This window comes from Ohessyouella blattaphilus (assembly GCF_024721265.1).
GTDB classification, from domain to species: Bacteria; Bacillota; Clostridia; order Lachnospirales; family Lachnospiraceae; genus Aequitasia; species Aequitasia blattaphilus_A.
The window spans coordinates 1-18798 of record NZ_JAMXOC010000005.1 but is presented as its reverse complement, the minus strand read 5'-3'; the positions used below and the strand labels follow the sequence as shown (position 1 = coordinate 18798).

At 43.8% G+C, this 18798-nt stretch carries 18 protein-coding genes; all 18 read left to right on the top strand.

Annotation, left to right across the window (positions count from 1 at the left end):
- Nucleotides 1-72 precede the first annotated feature (72 nt).
- The 18 genes from NHH16_RS05095 (at nt 73) to NHH16_RS05010 (ending at nt 18798) form a co-directional block, all read left to right on the top strand.
- Nucleotides 73-1383: an MFS transporter gene (locus NHH16_RS05095; RefSeq protein WP_262068508.1), complete on the top strand. Its 1311-nt coding sequence runs from the start codon at nt 73-75 to the stop codon at nt 1381-1383.
- A gap of 2 nt (nt 1384-1385) precedes the next feature.
- Nucleotides 1386-4004 carry a glycoside hydrolase family 78 protein gene (locus NHH16_RS05090; protein WP_262068507.1) on the top strand — a complete coding sequence of 873 codons (2619 nt, stop codon included), beginning with the start codon at nt 1386-1388 and terminating at the stop codon, nt 4002-4004.
- 58 nt (nt 4005-4062) lie between these two features.
- Complete coding sequence (locus NHH16_RS05085; RefSeq protein WP_262068506.1) at nt 4063-4488, top strand: PaaI family thioesterase; 426 nt, start codon at nt 4063-4065, stop codon at nt 4486-4488.
- A gap of 149 nt (nt 4489-4637) precedes the next feature.
- Nucleotides 4638-5933, top strand: coding sequence for an ATP-binding protein (locus tag NHH16_RS05080; RefSeq protein WP_262068505.1), 1296 nt, complete (start codon nt 4638-4640; stop codon nt 5931-5933).
- Nucleotides 5934-6284: 351 nt separating this feature from the next.
- On the top strand, nt 6285-7232 hold the full coding sequence (locus NHH16_RS05075) for an L-lactate dehydrogenase (protein WP_262068504.1): 948 nt from the start codon (nt 6285-6287) through the stop codon (nt 7230-7232).
- A gap of 21 nt (nt 7233-7253) precedes the next feature.
- Nucleotides 7254-8051 carry a CoB--CoM heterodisulfide reductase iron-sulfur subunit B family protein gene (locus NHH16_RS05070; RefSeq protein ID WP_262068503.1) on the top strand — a complete coding sequence of 266 codons (798 nt, stop codon included), beginning with the start codon at nt 7254-7256 and terminating at the stop codon, nt 8049-8051.
- Nucleotides 8051-8422, top strand: a complete 372-nt coding sequence (locus NHH16_RS05065; protein WP_262068502.1) for a 4Fe-4S dicluster domain-containing protein — start codon at nt 8051-8053, stop codon at nt 8420-8422. The genes NHH16_RS05070 and NHH16_RS05065 overlap by 1 nt, the downstream gene beginning before the upstream one ends.
- Before the next feature lie 5 nt (nt 8423-8427).
- On the top strand, nt 8428-10416 hold the full coding sequence (locus NHH16_RS05060; RefSeq protein ID WP_262068501.1) for a CoB--CoM heterodisulfide reductase iron-sulfur subunit A family protein: 1989 nt from the start codon (nt 8428-8430) through the stop codon (nt 10414-10416).
- Complete coding sequence (locus NHH16_RS05055; protein ID WP_262068500.1) at nt 10407-10847, top strand: hydrogenase iron-sulfur subunit; 441 nt, start codon at nt 10407-10409, stop codon at nt 10845-10847. Before NHH16_RS05060 ends, NHH16_RS05055 begins: the two co-directional genes overlap by 10 nt.
- A complete protein-coding gene (locus NHH16_RS05050; RefSeq protein WP_262068499.1) occupies nt 10835-11794 on the top strand; it encodes a 4Fe-4S dicluster domain-containing protein in 960 nt (319 codons plus the stop codon). Before NHH16_RS05055 ends, NHH16_RS05050 begins: the two co-directional genes overlap by 13 nt.
- Nucleotides 11795-11797: 3 nt before the next feature.
- The gene (locus tag NHH16_RS05045) at nt 11798-12823 is read left to right on the top strand and encodes a 4Fe-4S dicluster domain-containing protein (protein WP_262068498.1); all 1026 of its coding nucleotides are present in this window, start codon (nt 11798-11800) and stop codon (nt 12821-12823) included.
- A gap of 5 nt (nt 12824-12828) precedes the next feature.
- Nucleotides 12829-13683, top strand: coding sequence for an FAD/NAD(P)-binding protein (locus tag NHH16_RS05040; protein ID WP_262068497.1), 855 nt, complete (start codon nt 12829-12831; stop codon nt 13681-13683).
- 17 nt (nt 13684-13700) lie between these two features.
- On the top strand, nt 13701-14375 hold the full coding sequence (locus tag NHH16_RS05035; RefSeq protein WP_262068496.1) for a 4Fe-4S dicluster domain-containing protein: 675 nt from the start codon (nt 13701-13703) through the stop codon (nt 14373-14375).
- Between the two features lie 11 nt (nt 14376-14386).
- The gene (locus NHH16_RS05030) at nt 14387-15988 is read left to right on the top strand and encodes an FAD-dependent oxidoreductase (RefSeq protein ID WP_262068495.1); all 1602 of its coding nucleotides are present in this window, start codon (nt 14387-14389) and stop codon (nt 15986-15988) included.
- Nucleotides 15989-16000: 12 nt separating this feature from the next.
- Nucleotides 16001-16843: a fumarate hydratase gene (locus NHH16_RS05025; protein WP_262068494.1), complete on the top strand. Its 843-nt coding sequence runs from the start codon at nt 16001-16003 to the stop codon at nt 16841-16843.
- Nucleotides 16843-17400 (top strand): Fe-S-containing hydro-lyase, encoded by a 558-nt coding sequence (locus NHH16_RS05020; RefSeq protein ID WP_262068493.1) that lies wholly within the window; start codon nt 16843-16845, stop codon nt 17398-17400. Before NHH16_RS05025 ends, NHH16_RS05020 begins: the two co-directional genes overlap by 1 nt.
- A 161-nt stretch (nt 17401-17561) precedes the next feature.
- Nucleotides 17562-18218, top strand: a complete 657-nt coding sequence (gene rpe, locus NHH16_RS05015; RefSeq protein ID WP_262068492.1) for a ribulose-phosphate 3-epimerase — start codon at nt 17562-17564, stop codon at nt 18216-18218.
- Between the two features lie 280 nt (nt 18219-18498).
- Complete coding sequence (locus tag NHH16_RS05010; protein WP_262068491.1) at nt 18499-18798, top strand: hypothetical protein; 300 nt, start codon at nt 18499-18501, stop codon at nt 18796-18798.

The window sequence follows — 18798 nt, the reverse complement described above, 5'->3', positions numbered from 1 at the left end:
CTTCCCCGTGTCCAATTTCAAAAAAAAACGTGTGTGTTATATTCAAAAAAAGATATCAAGGAGGATATGAAAATGGAAAAGAAAGACATGAATGGCTTGCAAATTATTGGTTACGGTTTGGGAAGCCTGGGAAAAGACTTTGCTTTGGGTGTTATGGGATCCTATTTATTATTGTTTTATACAGATGTATTTGGTATCTCAGCAGCTGCGGCAGGAATGATTTTCTTATTGACAAAGATATGGGATGCCATTAATGATCCGATGATGGGAGCGATCGCGGATAGAAGTCCCGTTACAAGATTTGGGAGATACAGACCGTATGTGCTACTGGCAGCGCTTCCGTTATCTGTTTTTTGCGTACTATGTTTTCTAGCACCTGATTTAAGCCCTACAGGAAAGGTGGCATATGCAGCGATAACATATACAATTACGGGGATGATTTTTACGGCTTATGACGTGCCCCTTTGGTCGATGGTGCCATCTTTATCAAGCAATCAAAACACAAAAAATAAGTTAATCGGAGTTGCGAGAACGTTTACTACCTTAGCCTTATTTTTATCCTCGGCGGTGGCATATAATGCGGTAATTAAATTAGGTGGTGGCACAGAGCCAGCTAATTTAAAGGCTGGTTTCCCAAAATTTATGGTAATTGTAGGCATTATTTCTGTTGTCTTCGCGGTCATTACCTTTATTTCAACCAAAGAGGTAAATATTCAAGAAGCAGAGGTTGAGACGAATCTATTTAAGAACTTTAAACGAGTAATGTGCAAGCCATTAATTGCGGTTCTTTTGTCGATGGTATGCTGTGCCTTCGGTATGATTCTACCGGCGACGGTGGGCACATACTATATGATTTACTACCTAGGTAGACCGGATCTAATTGCTCTTTATATGGCGATTAGCATGGGACTAGGGATGATTACTTCGATTTTAGCACCGGCACTTATGAAGAAGGTTACATCTAAACAGCTTAGTTTTGTAGGTTTCGGGATGAACATAGTAGCAGGTGTAGTTGTCTTTATGGCTGGTAAAAATAGTATTCCCGTGGTTTTTGTGTGCTTTGCAATTGTCGGTCTGGCAACAGGTCTTTTAATGGTATCAATTACCACTATGTTAGCAGAGACAGCAGCACATATTAGTGGTACGAAAGGTATTCGAGCAGACGGGGTTTGTTTTTCTATGAATTCCTTTGCAATTAAAGTTGGACAAGCTCTTGCTAGTGCAGCGGTAAGCTTTTTGTTAGCTGCGACAGGATATGTGGCCAATGCCCAACAAACTCAAGAAGCACTTACAGGAATTCTTTTATCTCGGTCATTGATTCCGGCTGGAGTAGCAATTCTTGGTGTCATTTGTGTAGCGATGTGGAAATTAGGAGAGGAATAGAGATGTACAGAATTTACGATTTGCAATGTAATAATATGCCTTTTCCCCAAGGTATTGATGATGCAAAGCCGACGTTTTCATGGAAGCTCGATTCTGATCAACAGGATACGTATCAGGTATCTTATCGGTTGCGAGTGTATTTGGAGGAGTGTATGGTCTGGGATACAGGATTTATCAAAAGCGATAAAACCTTCGATATTCCTTATCAAGGGGAAAAGCTAAAGAGTGGTCAGTTATATTTTTGGGAAGCTGAAAGTATTAATAATTATGGCGAAAAGGCGAGTAGTACGACTGCGAAATGGCAGACGGGAAATATTGAGAGTCGCTGGTTGATGAAGTGGATATCTACCGGTGAAGCTAGAAAAGAAATTGTGGATTGTGTAAGCGCAGAAGCGATTTTTGCGGGCGCGGTTAAGTCGCTAGATAAGCCGGAAGAAGTGCTAGATTCACCGGTTTATTTTCGAAAAGAGATTGGCATTGAAAAAGAGGTAAAACACGCGGTCGCTTTTGCGACGGCTAAGGGAATCTATGATTTACAGATAGATGGGCAGAGTGTTTCACACTTATTTGCGCCGGAGTATACTTCCTATAACAAACATCTAGAGTATCAGACTTATGATGTGACTAAATTACTGACTCCAGGGAGACATGGTATTGGTGTTATTCTTGCTGACGGCTGGTATACTGGCAAGATTGGTCTCATGGGTGTAGGCAACCAGTACGGAGAAAGAAATAGCTTTTATTTACAAATAGAAGTCACGTATACCGATGGGACCAAGGAATTATTGGGTACAGATGAATCTTTTAAGTGGAGCTACGGCGGCTATCGTTACAGTGACTTATTTGTGGGTGAGTACTATGTGCAGGCGAAAGAGTTAACGGGTTACAGTAAAACTGGTTTTGATGATTCTTCGTGGAAACAGGTAGTGGCGTCTGTCGGTGGATTTGATATTTTACAAGGGCAGAGTATAACACCAGCAAGGGTTGTGAAAAAGATTGTACCGGAGATTCTGTGTACACCAAAGGGTGAAGTTGTTCTTGATGCTGGAGCGAACATTGTTGGTTTTACGCGATATGAGGGTCCATGCGAGGAAGAGGTGGAAATATCCTTTGAACACAGCGAAGTACTCGATCAAAATGGTAATTTTCAGCAGAATATTCTGGGACAACATAAAAATCAAAAGGATAGGATTTTACCAAATAAAACAGGGATTATTACCTACAAACCGAAATTTACTTTTCATGGTTTTCGCTACGTTTTACTGGAAGGGATAAAGGATCCTAAGGCTGAGGACTTTGAGATATGGGTAATTGATGGCGGACTTGAACGCACAGGTAGTTTCGTGACCTCGAATGAGGATATTAATCAGTTACAAGAAAATATCTATCGTAGTCAACAAGGAAACATGCTGTTCGTTCCCACCGACTGTCCACAAAGAGAGCGTGCGGGATGGACAGGTGATATGCAGGTATACGCGCCAACGGCGACGTTTAACATGGATGTTTTAGCATTTCTTAAACGGTGGCTTAAAGACATGCGTTTAGAGCAGAAGATGGACGGACAGATTCCAAACGTAATTCCAGCTATTGATAGTAATAAATATATTGATGGTGAGGGGCAAGATGAGGTTAGCTCAGCGGGGTGGGGTGACGCCTGCGTAATAGTCCCTTATCGTCTTTATCAGGCATATCAAAGCAAGGAAGTTCTGAAAGATAATTTTCAAATGATGTGTAGGTGGATGGATTATGTAGAAAGCAAGGTGTCACAAGAGGGCTTGTGGGATACTGGGTTTCACTTTGGTGATTGGTTGATTCCTAGCATAATGAAAGCTACTGGGAATCCGATGGAAACGGCTATGAAAACGAAAGAGGAAGTAGCCAGTGCCATGTATGCATATACCACAGAGATTATGATAGATATCTGTAATGTGCTAGGAGAAAAGAAAAGGGCGGAACATTATTTGGCGCTTAATCAAAAAACCCGTACATCTTTTTCTATAAAGTACATTAGCTCAGACGGCAGAATGCGCAATGACTTACAAGGCTTATATGTATTGGCTCTAGGAATGCGACTTGTGGACGAACACAAACGTCAAGCATGTGTAAGACACCTTGTCAACCTAGTTCATGAGAATGACGATTGTCTTGACACAGGATTCCTATCCGTACCGTTTTTGCTAGAAACACTATACGAAGAGGGTGAGAAAGAGCTAGCGTATACACTGTTATTTCAAAAAAAATCACCATCCTGGCTCTATGCGGTTACTAAAGGGGCTACGACTATTTGGGAGAATTGGGAAGCAATTAGACCAGATGGCACGCGGACAAACTCCTCTTATAATCACTTTGCATTTGGTTGTGTTGGTGAGTTTATGTATAAGCATATAGGTGGTTTAGAGGCTGTGGAGGCCGGGTATCGGAAGATTAAAATCGCTCCAGACATTAACTGTGGCCTTGACTGGGCGAAGACATCTTATGTGTCGCGGTATGGTGAAATTAGTATTGACTGGGATAAAAAAAGTGGGAAACTGGAAGTGAAATTACCGCCAAATACTTCAGGTGAGATTTGGTGGAATGGTAAAACCATGGAGATTGGAAATGGTCGATATCTTTTGAAGTAGCGAACACCTTATGTTAGAATACGAGTAGCTTTCGATTCTAAAAAAGAGGTGAAAAACGATGAGTAAAGACATGACAATTGATGAAATCCAGGAATATCGCTATCGGAATAACCCTTTTGCGAAGCTTCTAGGCATACGTACTACAGAGGTGCGAGAGGGGTACGCGAAAGGGGAAATGAAGGTGGAAGAGCATCATTACAACGCCCTCCGTTCGGTTCACGGTGGTTGCCTTTATACCTTGGCGGATATGATAGGGGGCGGAGCCTCTAGCTCTAGAGGGTACCGAATGACGACCCTTTCTGGAGATTTGCATTTCTTATCGCCGGCACTGAACGTGGATATTTTATATTGTGAGGCCAAGGAAATAAAGTACGGGAAGAACATAGCGGTATATGATGTTGCCGTCCTAAGTGAAGAGGGCAAGATTTTTGCAAAAGGGACGTTCTCCTATTATAATTTAGGGAAAAAATGGCAAAATGAATAGAGAATAATAGTAAAACAAGTTAGTTTCACGAGGAAAAGTGTTGCTAACTTGTTTTTATTCGTGTAATTTAATGTAAAAATAAGAAAAAAATAGTGGTTTTTTACGGGGAAAGATAATATAATTATACTATCTAGGAAGGAGGTGTCGCTTTGTATAGAAAGATAATTGAATATTTAGAGAGTTGGAAAGAAAGCAAATATAGAAAGCCTCTCATTTTGCAAGGCGCAAGACAAGTTGGAAAAACCTATTCTATTTTGGAATTTGGGCGTATTCATTATGAAAATGTCGCCTATTTTAATTTTGAAACGAGTCCTAAGTTAAATGAAACTTTTGAAGAAGATATTAGCCCCGACTATCTAGTGCCTATTTTGTCTCATATTGCTGGACAAACGATTATTAGAGAGAAGACACTCATCGTGTTTGATGAAGTGCAACTTTGTGAAAGAGCTCTTACTTCGTTAAAGTATTTTTGTGAGGATGCTCCCGATTATCATATTATTGCGGCAGGAAGTCTACTTGGTGTGGCGGTAAATAGAAAAAGTTTTTCTTTTCCTGTTGGCAAGGTAGATATGAAAACATTATACCCATTGGATATAGAGGAATTTATGCTTGCTTTAGGGGAGGAGGAATTAGTAGAGCGAATCAGGAACTGTTTTTCAACCAATACTCCCATGCCTTCTGCACTTCACGATATAGCAATACAGCTTTATCGCCAATATCTTGTTGTTGGGGGGATGCCAGAGTGTGTTACACAATTTGTAGAAACAAAGGATTATATTTTGATTCGGCATACCCAGGACACTATTTTGGAAAGCTATCTTAACGATATGAGCAAGTATAATAACCTTAATGAAATAAAAAAAACAAGGCTTGTTTATAATAATATCACTGTTCAATTGTCAAGAAAGAATACTCGCTTCCAGTATAAGTTAGTAAAAAAAGGAGGGCGTGCATCAGAGCTTGAAAATGCGATTGAGTGGCTAACATTATCAGGAATTGTTTCACAGATATACAGGGTAGAGCAGATTAAAAAACCACTTGAGAACTACCGAAATATTGACGCGTTTAAAATCTATGTTTCTGATCTTGGCTTGCTTTGTGCCAAAAAGAATCTAGCACCGAATGACATCCTTTATATGGTGGATGAGTTAAACGATTTTAAAGGAGGGATGGCAGAAAACTATGTAGAAGTGCAGCTTTCTATCAATGGATATAAAACGTATTATTGGGAGTCAGAGCGAGGTGCAGAGATTGATTTTATCATTCAGCGCGGTTATAAGATTATCCCGATTGAAGTTAAGGCAGCAGACAACACGAAGGCTAAGAGCTTACGGGTGTATATGGAGACTTTTAAGCCTGCTTATGCGATTAAGGTTTCAGCTAAAAATTTCGGCTTTGAGGATGGGAAAAAAATAGTACCTTTATATGCTGTCTTTTGTATTTGATATTTCGGTCAACTGCTGAGGAAGCTACCTCTCGCTCCTGCAAATAATTAGCTACAGATTGGCCATGCAGCTCGACTGCGCTGCTGAGGCAGCTACATCTCGCTTTAAGGGCTCCGCCCTATAGAATTAAACATACTTGGTCTTTGGTGAGCAAGCTCCCCAGACCGAGTATATTTAATTCTGCATGGCTAATCTGTGAAAAATATATCTATTTTTGCAAAACCTATTGACAAAATTTTATCGAAGAGGAATAATAGGGACAGTGTGAATCGAACCCTTCTTTAGGAAGGAACATTTTTTTTACCACGCAATCGTTAAAAAATAAACGAAAATTTAGGAGGAAAAGGTGCTATGAGTAGAAAAATTACGATTATCGGAGCGGGAAGTGTAGGGGCGACCATTGCCTATACGCTATCAATGGACAGTTTGGCATCAGAGATTGTGTTGATCGATATCAACAAGCAAAAGGTAGCTGGCGAAGTGCTAGACATCGCTCAAGGTACGTGTTTTAGGGATCCGATTTCAATTGTAGCGGGAGAGTATGAGGATGCGAAAGACTCCGATATCGTAGTAATTACTTCGGGAATTGCCAGAAAACCAGGGCAGACGAGAATCGAACTTACCCAAACAAACGTTAATATTATGAAGGGAATTGCTCCAGAGATTGTTAAAGTTGCCCCAAAGGCTTTATACGTAATCGTTAGTAATCCGGTTGATATTATGACGTACGTATTTACGAAAATATCTGGTATACCGGAGAACCAGGTTATCGGTTCTGGTACCCTTCTCGATACCGCTAGACTGCGGACTGGTCTATCACAGCACTATGAAGTAGCTCAGAAGAATATCCATGCCTACGTTTTCGGTGAGCATGGCGATACCTCATTTATCCCTTGGTCTTGTGCCGATATCGGTGGTGCTCACTTTGATGACTACACCAAGATTATGAAAGCCTACGGTAAGAAGGCAGAGCCGGTGGATCAAGAGGGGATGCTGGAGTACGTGCAAAAATCAGGTGGAAAGATTATCGCTAATAAAGGAGCCACATTCTATGCGATCGCCGTGTCAGTCGTGAAGCTTTGCGCCATGCTGTTATCGTCATCAGATTCGATTGCTACGGTTTCAACCATGATGAATGGTGAATACGGTGTAGAAGATGTCTGTCTTAGCATGCTGACACTAGTTGGTCCAAACGGCGTTCAAGGAAAGGTTCCGGTAGAGCTTTCAGACGAAGAGATGGAAAAGATGCACGCCAGTGCCAATGCTCTTAAAGAAGTGATTAGCGGAATTGAAATCTAAGGGACTAAGGTAGGAGGAAGTATGACATATAGTTATTACCCGGGATGTACACTGAAAACAAAAGCAAAAGATTTAGATGTCTATGCTAGGCGCGCTGCAATTGCTCTTGGCATAGAACTAGAAGAAATAGAAGAATGGCAGTGCTGCGGGGGTGTTTACCCCCTCGCCACGGATGAGATTGCCTCTAAGCTTTCGTCGGTCAGAGCGCTTAACGCGGCCAAAGAAAAAGGACAAGATCTAGTGACGATGTGCTCGGCCTGTCATCACGTTATCAAGCGTGTAAATGATGACATGGCGAACGTATCCGACATCCAGATGCGAGCCAACAATTATATGGAACTGGAAGAGCCTTATCAGGGCGAGACCAGCGTTATCCATTTCCTAGAGCTATTAAGGGATAAAGTGGGCTTTGATAAGATTAAAGAAAAAGTGGTAAATCCATTGACTGGTAGAAAGATCGGTGCCTATTACGGCTGTCTTCTGTTAAGACCTAGTAAAGTAATGGCTTTTGATAATGCCGAGAATCCCTCAATTATGGAGGAATTTATCAAGGCGATTGGTGCCACACCAGTGGTTTACCCCCTGCGTAACGAGTGTTGCGGAGGCTATATTTCGTTAAAGGAAGAAGAGCGCACGCAAGATATGGTGACGAAGATTGTAGAGTCTGCTGGGGGCGCCCAGGCTGAGAGTCTCATTACCGCCTGTCCTCTTTGTCTATATAACCTAAATAAAAATAATAGCAAGGTAGATATGCCGGTCTATTATTTTACAGAATTATTAGCGGAGGCGCTGGGAGTAAAAGAGGAGGTAGAAGGATAATGCAAGAACAAGTTAAGACGATTAGCGGAGTCAATCCCTATAAATGCATGAAATGTGGAAAATGTTCAGCATCCTGCCCCTCGTTCAATGAGATGGACATCAAACCTCATCAGTTTGTATCTTACGTGTTAAATGACGATCTAGAAGCACTTTTAAACTCGGAATCGATTAAACAGTGCTTAACCTGCTTTGCCTGTGTAGAACGCTGTCCAAGAGACGTAAAACCAGGAAACCTAATCGATACGGTAAGACAAATGGTAGTAAGAAAAAGAGGGGCCGAGCTACTAAGTCCCGAAGAAGTAACCCAGCTATTAGACCCTGAGTTACCTCAGCAATTACTCGTGAGTGCATTTAGAAGATATAGGAGGTAATAAGGGTGCAAAGGATTGGAGTATTTGTCTGTCATTGCGGCAGTAATATTGCGGCGACGGTAGACGTGGAAAAAGTAGTAGAATATGCGAAGCTAGAGCCAGGGGTGGTTCACGCCGAGGATTACCAGTATATGTGTTCCGAGGCCGGACAAATGAAGATAGCAGAAGCGGTAAAAGACAAGAATCTAACAGGGATTGTTGTCTGTTCGTGTTCTCCGAGAATGCACGAGACCACCTTCCGTAACGCCGCTAAGCGGGCGGGCATTAACCCCTACATGGTGGAAATCGCTAACATCCGCGAGCACTGTTCGTGGATTCATAAGGATATTGAAGAAGGAACGGAAAAGGCGGTTATTCTCGCTAGAGCCGCTATTGCCAAGGTGAATCTAAATGCGCCGTTAGAGCCAGGGGAGAGCCGGGTAACGAAAAGGGCATTAGTAATCGGTGGTGGTATTGCCGGTATTCAGACGGCTCTTGATATTGCCGATGCCGGTTATGAAGTAGACATTGTGGAGAAGACCCCTAGTATCGGTGGCAGAATGTCACAGCTTGATAAGACCTTCCCGACGCTAGACTGTTCGGCATGTATTTTGACTCCGAAGATGGTAGAGGCGGCCGCTCATGAGAAGGTAAATATTTATACCTACAGTGAAGTGGATAAAGTCAGTGGCTTTGTGGGAGACTTTACCGTAGATATTAAGAAAAAAGCTCGTTCTGTGGATATGGATAAGTGTACCGGCTGCGGTGTTTGTTCGGAAAAGTGTCCCATGAAAAAGACGCCTAGTGAGTTTAACCGGGGCTTAGAAAATAGAAGTGCCATTTATACACCTTTTGCTCAGGCCATTCCTAACGTGCCGGTAATTGACAGAGAGAACTGCATTATGTTCAAAACCGGAAAGTGCGGTGTTTGCTCTAAGGTCTGTCAAGCAGGAGCGATTGATTACGAGCAACAAGATGAAATTATTACGGAAAATTACGGGGCAATCGTGGTTGCCACCGGTTTTGATACGATTAAACTAGATGATTTTGACGAATACGCCTACAACCAAAGTAAAGACGTTATTACCTCTTTAGAGTTAGAGCGGGTCATGAACGCTGCCGGCCCAACGAAAGGGCATTTAGAGAGACTAAGCGACGGCAAAGCACCGAAAGAAATCGTCTTTATTCAGTGTGTAGGTTCCCGTGATGTTACCTGCAGGGGCAAAGAGTACTGCTCGAAGATCTGCTGTATGTATACGGCCAAGCACGCCATGCTGATTCGGGATAAATACCCAGATGTGAATGTAACCGTCTTCTACATCGACGTGCGTACCCCAGGTAAGAATTTTGATGAATTCTACCGCCGGGCTGTAGAAGAGTACCAAGTAAATTATATTAAAGGTCAAGTTGGAAAAGTAATGCCACAGGCTGACGGCAAGCTGTTGGTACAAGGCGTTGACCTTCTCGATAATCGCCAGATATTAAAAGAAGCAGATATGGTGGTCCTAGCTACCGCCATCGAACCGGAAGCGGGAGTGAGAAAAATCGCGACGATGCTAACCGCTAGTATCGATACCAATGACTTCTTAACGGAAGCTCACCCGAAGCTTCGTCCGGTAGAATCGCCTACAGCCGGAGTATTTTTATCCGGTGTATGCCAGGGGCCCAAAGACATTCCGGAGACGGTAGCCCAAGCCGGCGCTGCCGCTGTAAAAGCCATTGGTCTTTTGGCAAAGGATAAGCTGATGACCAATCCTTGTACGGCGAAGGCTGACGAGCTTCTCTGTAATGGTTGCTCCACCTGTGCCAATGTATGTCCTTACGGGGCGATTACATATGAAGAAAAAGAAATTAACGATCACGGAATTCGTGAGAATCGCCGAGTGGCGGCTGTGAATACTGCTCTTTGTCAGGGCTGTGGCGCTTGTACCGTAACCTGCCCTTCAGGAGCGATGGACTTACAAGGATTCTCGAATAGACAGATTTTAGCGGAGGTAGATGCCATATGTCGATAGAAAATAAAGAATTCAAACCGAAAATTGTGGCTTTTTGTTGTAACTGGTGTAGCTACGCCGGCGCCGATCTTGCCGGTAGCAGTCGCCTTGCTTACCCAGCTGACGTAAAGATTATTCGTGTTCCTTGTTCCTGCCGCGTCAATCCCATGTTCGTTTTGCGGGCCTTTGAAAAAGGGGCCGATGGGGTCATCCTCTGTGGTTGCCATCCTGGGGATTGCCACTACACCACGGGCAATTACTACACCAGAAGAAGGATGAGCCTATTATTCTCTATGCTTGATTTCATCGGTGTGGAGAACGGTCGTACCCGAGTGGAATGGGTGTCTGCTGCAGAAGGTGTGAAATTTAGTACAACCATGAATGATTTTGCAAAGAAAATCCATTCTCTAGGTGAAAATGTGAGATTGGGGGATATCAGATGCAAGAACTAATTAATAAAAGCAAAGAACTATTAGCATCAGGAAGCATCAATCGGGTGCTTGGTTGGAAGGCAGGAGACCTTTCCTATAATCCTGAACCAGCTTTTTTTACCAGCGAAGAAGAGCTAGCAGACTTTATCTATGATGACTTTTGCGCAGCTAATTTAAGCAAATTTATGATTGAAGCGGCGAAGAAGGAAGGGAAGACCCTGGTTTTCTTAAAGCCTTGTGATACCTATAGCTTCAACCAGCTTTTAAAAGAACATAGAGTGGACCGGGAGAAAGCTTATATTGTTGGTGTGGGCTGTAGCGGGAAACTCAGTACCACCAAAATCAAAGAACAAGGTGTCAAGGGAATTACGAAGATTACCACAAACGGTGATACTCTAGAAATCGCAACCCTTTATGGTGATAAGAGCTTAAATCGCAGCGACGTCTTACTTGAGCGCTGCCACGTATGCAAAGGAAAAGAGCACCGGATTTACGATGAGCTAATTGGCGAATCAAAAGAAACCAGTGACCGAGACAAATTTAAGGAAGTGGAGATGCTTGAAAAGATGTCTCCAGAAGAAAAATTTGCTTTTTTCCAGCAGGAGCTAAGCAAATGTATCCGCTGCAACGCCTGTCGTAACGTGTGTCCGGCTTGTTCTTGTCGGAAGTGTGTGTTTGACAGTGATAAATTCGACAGCGCCCAGAAGTTAAATGCCAATTCCTTTGAAGAAAAGATGTTCCATATCATTCGGGCATTCCACGTAGCCGGCAGATGTACCGATTGTGGCGAGTGCTCAAGAGTCTGTCCAGAAGGCATTCCTCTCCATTTGTTTAACCGGAAGTTTATCAAGGATATTGATGAATTATACGGTGAATTCAGAGCCGGTGAGGATGCGGAAACGGTAGGGCCACTTACTAGCTTTACCTTTGATGATGCAGAGCCACAAGAAGCGGTAGAAAGGGGATAATGTATGTATAAGATAGCAAGAGATAAATTACCGGCATTATTCCAGCTATTAGCTAGTGAACAAGAGCTGATTCTGCCGATTAACAGTGGTAATCAAGTGAACTTTGGTCTGTGGAGTGAGGAAGCGGAAGTCAGTCTTGATGCCCTTAACTCCGTTAAGTCGCCAAAAGATGCGTTTTTCCCTCAAGGGGAGGATTTATATACGGTAAAGAAAGACGGCAAGAAGCTTTCTATCGAGCTAGGCTCCTTAAAGGAGCAAGACTTTGTCATCTTCGGTATGCGCGCCTGTGACTACCGAGGCGTAGAAGTGCTAGATAAAGTCTTCTTAAGTGATCCGGTGGACAACTATTACAAGGCAAGAAGAGAGCACGGTACGATCATTACGATGGCCTGTAGTGAACCAGAGGAAACTTGCTTTTGCAAGGTCTTTGATATCGACTGCACGACGCCAGGTGGTGACATCCAGACTTGGTTAGATAAAGACGCGCTTTACTGGCAACCAGTTAGTGAAAAGGGAGTTGCGCTGACGGCGAAAATAAGTGAGCTCTTTACCGATGGCGATGAAGAAAAAGTAGAGGCGATGAAAAAAGCGACTCAGGAAATTGTGGAGAAACTTCCTTATGCAGACCTTTCTTTAAAAGGCTGGGGTGCTGGCATGACCGATGAGAAGTTTGACTCACCAGTTTGGGAAAACTTAGCAGATTCTTGTCTAGCCTGTGGAACGTGTACCTTTATCTGTCCCACTTGTCAGTGTTATGACATCAAGGATTATAATACGGGAAGCAACGTGCACCGGTATCGCTGCTGGGATTCCTGTATGTATTCAGATTTTACCATGATGGCTCATGGAAATAATAGAACGACCCAGATGCAGAGATTCCGTCAAAGATTTATGCATAAATTGGTGTATTTCCCTACCAATAACGAGGGGATGTATTCTTGTGTGGGCTGTGGCCGCTGCGTCGGCAAATGTCCGTCGTCCCTTAATATCGTTAAAGTAATTAAGAAATTTGAGGAGAAAGGAGAGTAGGTAAAGTGAGTGAATGTACATGTAAAAAAGATTATACTTTAGATACTTTGATTCCTCAGATTGGCGTGATTACCGATATCAGGCAAGAAACTCCGGATGTGAAGACTTTTCGGGTCAATGCCCCAGACGGCGGCAAGCTTTTTGAGCACATGCCAGGTCAATGTGCCATGGTTTGCGCTCCGGGAATTAGCGAAGGGATGTTCTCCATCACTTCTTCTCCGACCAACACCGAATTTCAGGAATTTAGTATTAAAAAATGCGGAGTCCTAACGGATTACCTTCACGGCTTAGAGGTAGGCGATGAAATCGCCGTGCGCGGTCCTTATGGGAATAATTTCCCAGTAGAGACAGAATTAAAGGGCAAAGATCTGCTCTTTATCGCAGGTGGTATTGGACTGGCTCCTCTACGCTCGGTGATTAACTACGTGCTGGATAACCGGGAAAACTACGGCAAAGTAGATATTCTCTACGGTTCCCGTTCGGCGGATGATCTGGTACAGCTAAAAGAGATTCAAGAAGTATGGATGAAGACAGAAGGCGTTAACGTCCATTTGACCATCGACAGAGAGCAAGAAGGTTGGGATGGCAATGTTGGCTTCGTCCCTACCTACCTAAAGGAACTGGGATTCTCTGCGGATAAAACTGCCCTTGTGTGCGGACCGCCGATTATGATTAAATTCGTTCTCCAGTCGTTAGAAGAGCTAGGATTTAGTAAGGAACAGGTGTATACGACTTTAGAGCTGCGGATGAAGTGCGGCGTGGGTAAATGCGGGCGTTGTAATATCGGTGACAAATACGTGTGTAAAGACGGACCAGTTTTCCGCTGTGACGAAGTAGATAGCATGCCTGACGAGTATTAGAAAGGATTGGAGAGAAAATGCAAGAAATGGTAAACGTTTATTTTTACGGAAAAAAATATAGTGTTCCTGCAGACTTGACCATTATGACCGCCATGGAATATTCAGGATATACTCTGAATCGGGGCTGTGGTTGTCGTCACGGATTTTGTGGAGCCTGTGCCACTATTTACCGGGTAAAAGGAAAGAACGAATTAAAGACGTGTCTCGCCTGTCAGACCCAGGTAGAAGAAGGGATGTACGTTGCCAGTATTCCCTTTTTCCCAACGGATAAAAGAACCTACGATATTGAGAAGATTAAGCCTACTGAGCAAATCATGATGGAGCTATATCCGGAAATTTATAGCTGTATCGGCTGTAATGCCTGTACCAAGGCTTGTACCCAGGATTTGGACGTTATGCAGTACATCGCCTACGCCCAGAGAGGTGAGTTCGAGAAATGTGCAGAAGCTTCTTTTGACTGTGTGGGCTGTGGCTGTTGCTCTACCAGATGCCCGGCGGGAATTTCTCATCCCATGGTAGGTGTGCTGGCGAGACGCCTAACCGGTAAGTATATCGCTCCCGAATCTGAGCACCTGAAAAAGCGGGTGGAAGAAGTGATCCACGGCGAGTTTGACTCACTGATTGAGCAGATTATGGAAAAGCCGATTACGGAGATGAAGGAACTTTACAATAGCAGAGAGATCGAAAAGTAGGGGGACCGAGGATGTATACAGAAGAAATGCAAAAATCAATCAAAAAGGTTGAAGAGACGCGTCAGCAGCGGATGGAGAATGAGCCTCGGCGGATGAGCGCGGAGGAAAAAGAAGAGCTTTTAAAAGGGTTTCACCCAGATTACCGGGAAGAAGGCTTTGTGGAAATCAAAGTAGGTCCCAACAAAGGTCAAAAGATTCCCGTAGAGCTAGGTAAGCTCCTCCATTCCAATAGTCGTATTTTGAACGAAAAGATCGATTTAAACCAAGTGGATTACGATGTGGACGTTCTCGTAATCGGTGGTGGCGGTGCCGGTTCTTCGGCGGCGATTGAAGCCAAAGAAGCTGGCGCTAATGTGATGATGGTAACGAAGCTACGGATCGGTGATGCCAACACGATGATGGCAGAAGGTGGTATCCAAGCGGCCGACAAAGAGAATGACTCACCAGTTCAGCACTACCTTGATGCTTTCGGTGGCGGACACTTTGCCGCCCGTCCAGAACTTCTTAAAAGACTGGTTATGGAAGCACCAGATGCCATTGAATGGTTAAATGAGCTGGGGGTTATGTTCGATAAAGACTCAGAAGGTAACATGGTTACTACCCACGGCGGCGGTACGTCTAGAAAACGGATGCACGCTTGTAAGGACTACTCAGGCGCAGAGATTATGCGGACACTTCGCGACGAAGTGTTAAACTTAGGGATCCCGGTGGTAGAGTTTACCTCAGCGATTGAGCTTTTAAAAGACGATAAAGGCCAAGTGGCAGGAGCCGTTCTTCTAAATATGGAGACGGGAGACTTTTGCATAGCTCGGGCAAAGACAGTAGTGATCGCTACTGGTGGTGCTGGACGCTTGCACTATCAGGACTTCCCCACCTCTAATCACTACGGCGCTACTGCCGATGGTCTGGTAATGGGGTATCGTGCCGGGGCACCGCTTCTTTATCAGGACACCATTCAGTATCACCCTACAGGTGCAGCCTATCCGGCCCAGATTTTTGGCGCCCTAGTAACGGAAAAAGTTCGTTCACTGGGAGCGATGCTGGTAAATAGCGAAGGGGAAGCATTTATGCACCCTCTTGAAACGAGAGATGTCTCAGCAGCTTCGATTATTCGCGAATGTAGCGCTAATGGCAAAGGCATCGATACGCCGATTGGCAAAGGTATCTGGCTAGATACGCCGATGATTGAAATGCTAGGGGGCGAGGGCACCATTGAAAAGCGGATTCCGGCGATGCTACGGATGTTTATGAACTACGACATCGATATGCGTAAAGAGCCGATTTTAATCTACCCTACCCTTCACTACCAAAACGGCGGTCTAGAGATTAACGGTGACGGTTTTGTCGCAGCTCTAGATAACCTTTTAGTAGCCGGTGAAGCCGTAGGCGGTATTCACGGAAGAAATCGATTGATGGGGAACTCCTTATTAGATATAATAGTATTCGGTAGAAATGCGGGTAAGGCAGCAGCGAAAAAAGCTGGTGAGGTTACACTTGGCAACTTAAATCTCGATCATTTGCAAGCATATGAAGAGGAACTTAAGGAAGCCCAGGTTCAGACCGATGACGTATCACCACTTTTGCTTCCGCGGTATGCTCGTCACGAAAGATAAGAGGGAATAGCTATGCGAGAGATTAATGCAAGTCAGATTACAGAGGTAGTAGAAACACTTTGTATTAAAGCCAATGAACATCTTCCAGGGGATGTGAAAAACGCCATTGAATGTTGCCGCTCTAGAGAAGACTGGGATATTGCCAAAGGCGTCTTAGACCAAATCGTCGAGAACTACGAGATTGCCGATGCACAAAATGTACCGATTTGTCAGGATACAGGAATGGCCTGTGTTTTCTTAGAAATTGGCCAAGATGTTCATATCACTGGTGGCGACCTAAGTGAAGCCATCAACGAAGGTGTAAGAAGAGGGTACGATAAAGGGTATCTCCGTAAATCGGTGGTAAAAGATCCAGTACGCCGTGGCAACACCGGCGATAACACCCCAGCGATGATTTATACGGAAATCGTTCCTGGTGACAAAATCAATGTTACCGTGGGACCGAAAGGCTTCGGTAGCGAGAATATGAGTATGATTCGGATGTTTAAACCCTCCGCCGGCTTACAGGGAATTAAAGACTTTATCCTTGAAGTGGTGGAAACGGCTGGCCCGAACCCTTGCCCTCCCATGGTAGTGGGTGTAGGGATTGGCGGTACATTTGATAAAGCCGCTCTTTTAGCAAAGAAAGCTTTGATGCGCCCGATTGATACGGCAAATCCGGATCCTTATTACGCGGATCTAGAAGTGGAAATGCTAGATAAAGTCAATGAACTGGGAATAGGCCCTCAAGGCTTTGGCGGCAAGACCACGGCGATCGGTCTTAATATCGAAACCATGCCAACTCATATTGCGGGCATGCCTTGTGCTGTTAATATCAACTGTCACGTAACGAGACATGCGTCGGAGGTGATCTAATGGAAAAGCATATTCAATTACCCTTAACGGAAGAAAAAGCAAAAACTTTGCGAGCTGGGGATACGGTTTATCTAACAGGAACCATCTACACCTCAAGAGATGCGGGTCACAAACGGATGTGTGAAGCCCTAGAGCGAGGCGAAGAACTTCCTTTTAACCCTCAAGACGCTACGATTTATTACGTTGGACCAACACCAGCCAAGCCAGGCCAAGTTATCGGTTCGGCAGGCCCCACCACTAGTGGGCGAATGGATGCTTACGCCCCCACGATGATGAGCGTAGGCGCTAGAGGCATGATTGGTAAAGGCGCAAGACTTCCAGAAGTCATAGAGGCGATGAAAAAATACAACGGTGTATACTTTGGTGCCATTGGCGGTGCCGGCGCATTACTGGCAAAGAGTATTAAAAAAGCTGAACTTGTAGCTTACGAGGATCTCGGTGCGGAAGCGCTCCGGGAACTCTACGTAGAAGACATGCCTTTAGTGGTAATTATCGATACCGAAGGAAATAACCTCTACGAAGAAGGAAGAGAAGCTTATCTAAAGCAAAAGAAGTAAATATAGTATAAAAATACCCTAGGAGACGCGGCTTATTGCCTACGAAAGATCCTAGGGTGTTTTTTGTCTTATTAGCAAGACAAAAAACGGGAAGTACGTCTTGCGTACAAGACAGAAACTGGTATAATGTGGACAACACTTAATATACGTTGGAGGAAGAAATGAAAAAAATATTATCACCATCAATCTTGGCAGCGGATTTCGGTTACCTGAAAGAGGAAATCGAAAAAACCAGCGCTGCCGGTGCCGCCTACCTTCACTTTGATGTGATGGACGGCTTATTTGTACCAAGTATTTCCTTTGGAATGCCTGTGTTACAGTCAATCAAAAAGTATACCGATCAAGTGATGGATGTACATCTAATGATTCAGGAGCCAATTCGCTACGTAGAAGATTTTGCTAGTGCTGGCGCGGACATTATTACGGTTCACTATGAGGCCTGCGAGAATCTTAAGGAAACCATTGCTAAAATCAGAGCAGTCGGTAAGAAAGTAGGCGTATCTATTAAACCAGGAACGCCAGTTACAGTCATTGAAGAGTTCTTAACGGATATCGATATGCTTCTGATAATGACAGTTGAGCCTGGCTTTGGCGGCCAGTCCTTTATTCCAGAAAGCTTGGAGCGGATTAAAGAAGCGCGAGAAATAATGGAAAAGAATGCGCGCCAGATAGATATTGAAGTGGATGGTGGCATCTATCTTCACAACATTGAAGAAGTCCTAGCCGCAGGTGCTAATGTAATCGTGGCCGGCTCGGCGGTCTTTAAGGGCGATGCTATGAAAAATGTAAAGGATTTTATGGAAATATTTGGTGAGTAATTTCATATGATTTTGACTAGACTAGGAGCTACCCGATGTGATGGTAGCTCCTTTTTATCTAAAAAGGTATGAGCATATTTACTAAGAACAGTAGGTGTATTTATGATAAATTATATAAAATAAAGTAAGTTATACAAAATAATCGGCAATTGTATGTAAATGCTCCATAGTCGGTACCTAGCCAGTTTTGTATATATTTGAGACAATAGACTGAACTTTTAATACTAAGTCTAAATAGTTGAAACTTAACTTTTTAGACCGACTACAAGGAGAACAGTCTATGTTAAAATCAGAAGCAATGATTGCTCGCCAATACCGTTTGCAGGAATGGGCCGAGCAGATTAAAGATTGTAACAATCGCCCTTATAAGGTGACCGTTGAGGATTGGTGCGACGCTAACGGAATTACAAAGGCAAATTATTACTATCGACTAAAGAAAGTACGACAAGCTTATCTGGCAAATGGTATCGATGCCGAAGAGCAAACATCTATTGTGCAAGTACCGATTGCTAAAACTGCAATCACACATGGCGAACTGGACGATTCATTGTGGCGAACGTTATCTAGCGATCATTTATGA

Bases quoted from the DNA above. Each gene is read 5' to 3' on its own strand.
- NHH16_RS05050 (WP_262068499.1), top strand. From the start codon at position 10,835: ATGCAAGAACTAATTAATAAAAGCAAAGAACTATTAGCATCAGGAAGC.
- NHH16_RS05010 (WP_262068491.1), top strand. From the start codon at position 18,499: ATGTTAAAATCAGAAGCAATGATTGCTCGCCAATACCGTTTGCAGGAA.
- NHH16_RS05045 (WP_262068498.1), top strand. From the start codon at position 11,798: ATGTATAAGATAGCAAGAGATAAATTACCGGCATTATTCCAGCTATTA.
- NHH16_RS05030 (WP_262068495.1), top strand. From the start codon at position 14,387: ATGTATACAGAAGAAATGCAAAAATCAATCAAAAAGGTTGAAGAGACG.
- NHH16_RS05055 (WP_262068500.1), top strand. From the start codon at position 10,407: ATGTCGATAGAAAATAAAGAATTCAAACCGAAAATTGTGGCTTTTTGT.
- NHH16_RS05035 (WP_262068496.1), top strand. From the start codon at position 13,701: ATGCAAGAAATGGTAAACGTTTATTTTTACGGAAAAAAATATAGTGTT.
- NHH16_RS05065 (WP_262068502.1), top strand. From the start codon at position 8,051: ATGCAAGAACAAGTTAAGACGATTAGCGGAGTCAATCCCTATAAATGC.
- NHH16_RS05085 (WP_262068506.1), top strand. From the start codon at position 4,063: ATGAGTAAAGACATGACAATTGATGAAATCCAGGAATATCGCTATCGG.
- NHH16_RS05020 (WP_262068493.1), top strand. From the start codon at position 16,843: ATGGAAAAGCATATTCAATTACCCTTAACGGAAGAAAAAGCAAAAACT.
- NHH16_RS05070 (WP_262068503.1), top strand. From the start codon at position 7,254: ATGACATATAGTTATTACCCGGGATGTACACTGAAAACAAAAGCAAAA.
- NHH16_RS05075 (WP_262068504.1), top strand. From the start codon at position 6,285: ATGAGTAGAAAAATTACGATTATCGGAGCGGGAAGTGTAGGGGCGACC.
- rpe (WP_262068492.1), top strand. From the start codon at position 17,562: ATGAAAAAAATATTATCACCATCAATCTTGGCAGCGGATTTCGGTTAC.
- NHH16_RS05025 (WP_262068494.1), top strand. From the start codon at position 16,001: ATGCGAGAGATTAATGCAAGTCAGATTACAGAGGTAGTAGAAACACTT.
- NHH16_RS05095 (WP_262068508.1), top strand. From the start codon at position 73: ATGGAAAAGAAAGACATGAATGGCTTGCAAATTATTGGTTACGGTTTG.
- NHH16_RS05090 (WP_262068507.1), top strand. From the start codon at position 1,386: ATGTACAGAATTTACGATTTGCAATGTAATAATATGCCTTTTCCCCAA.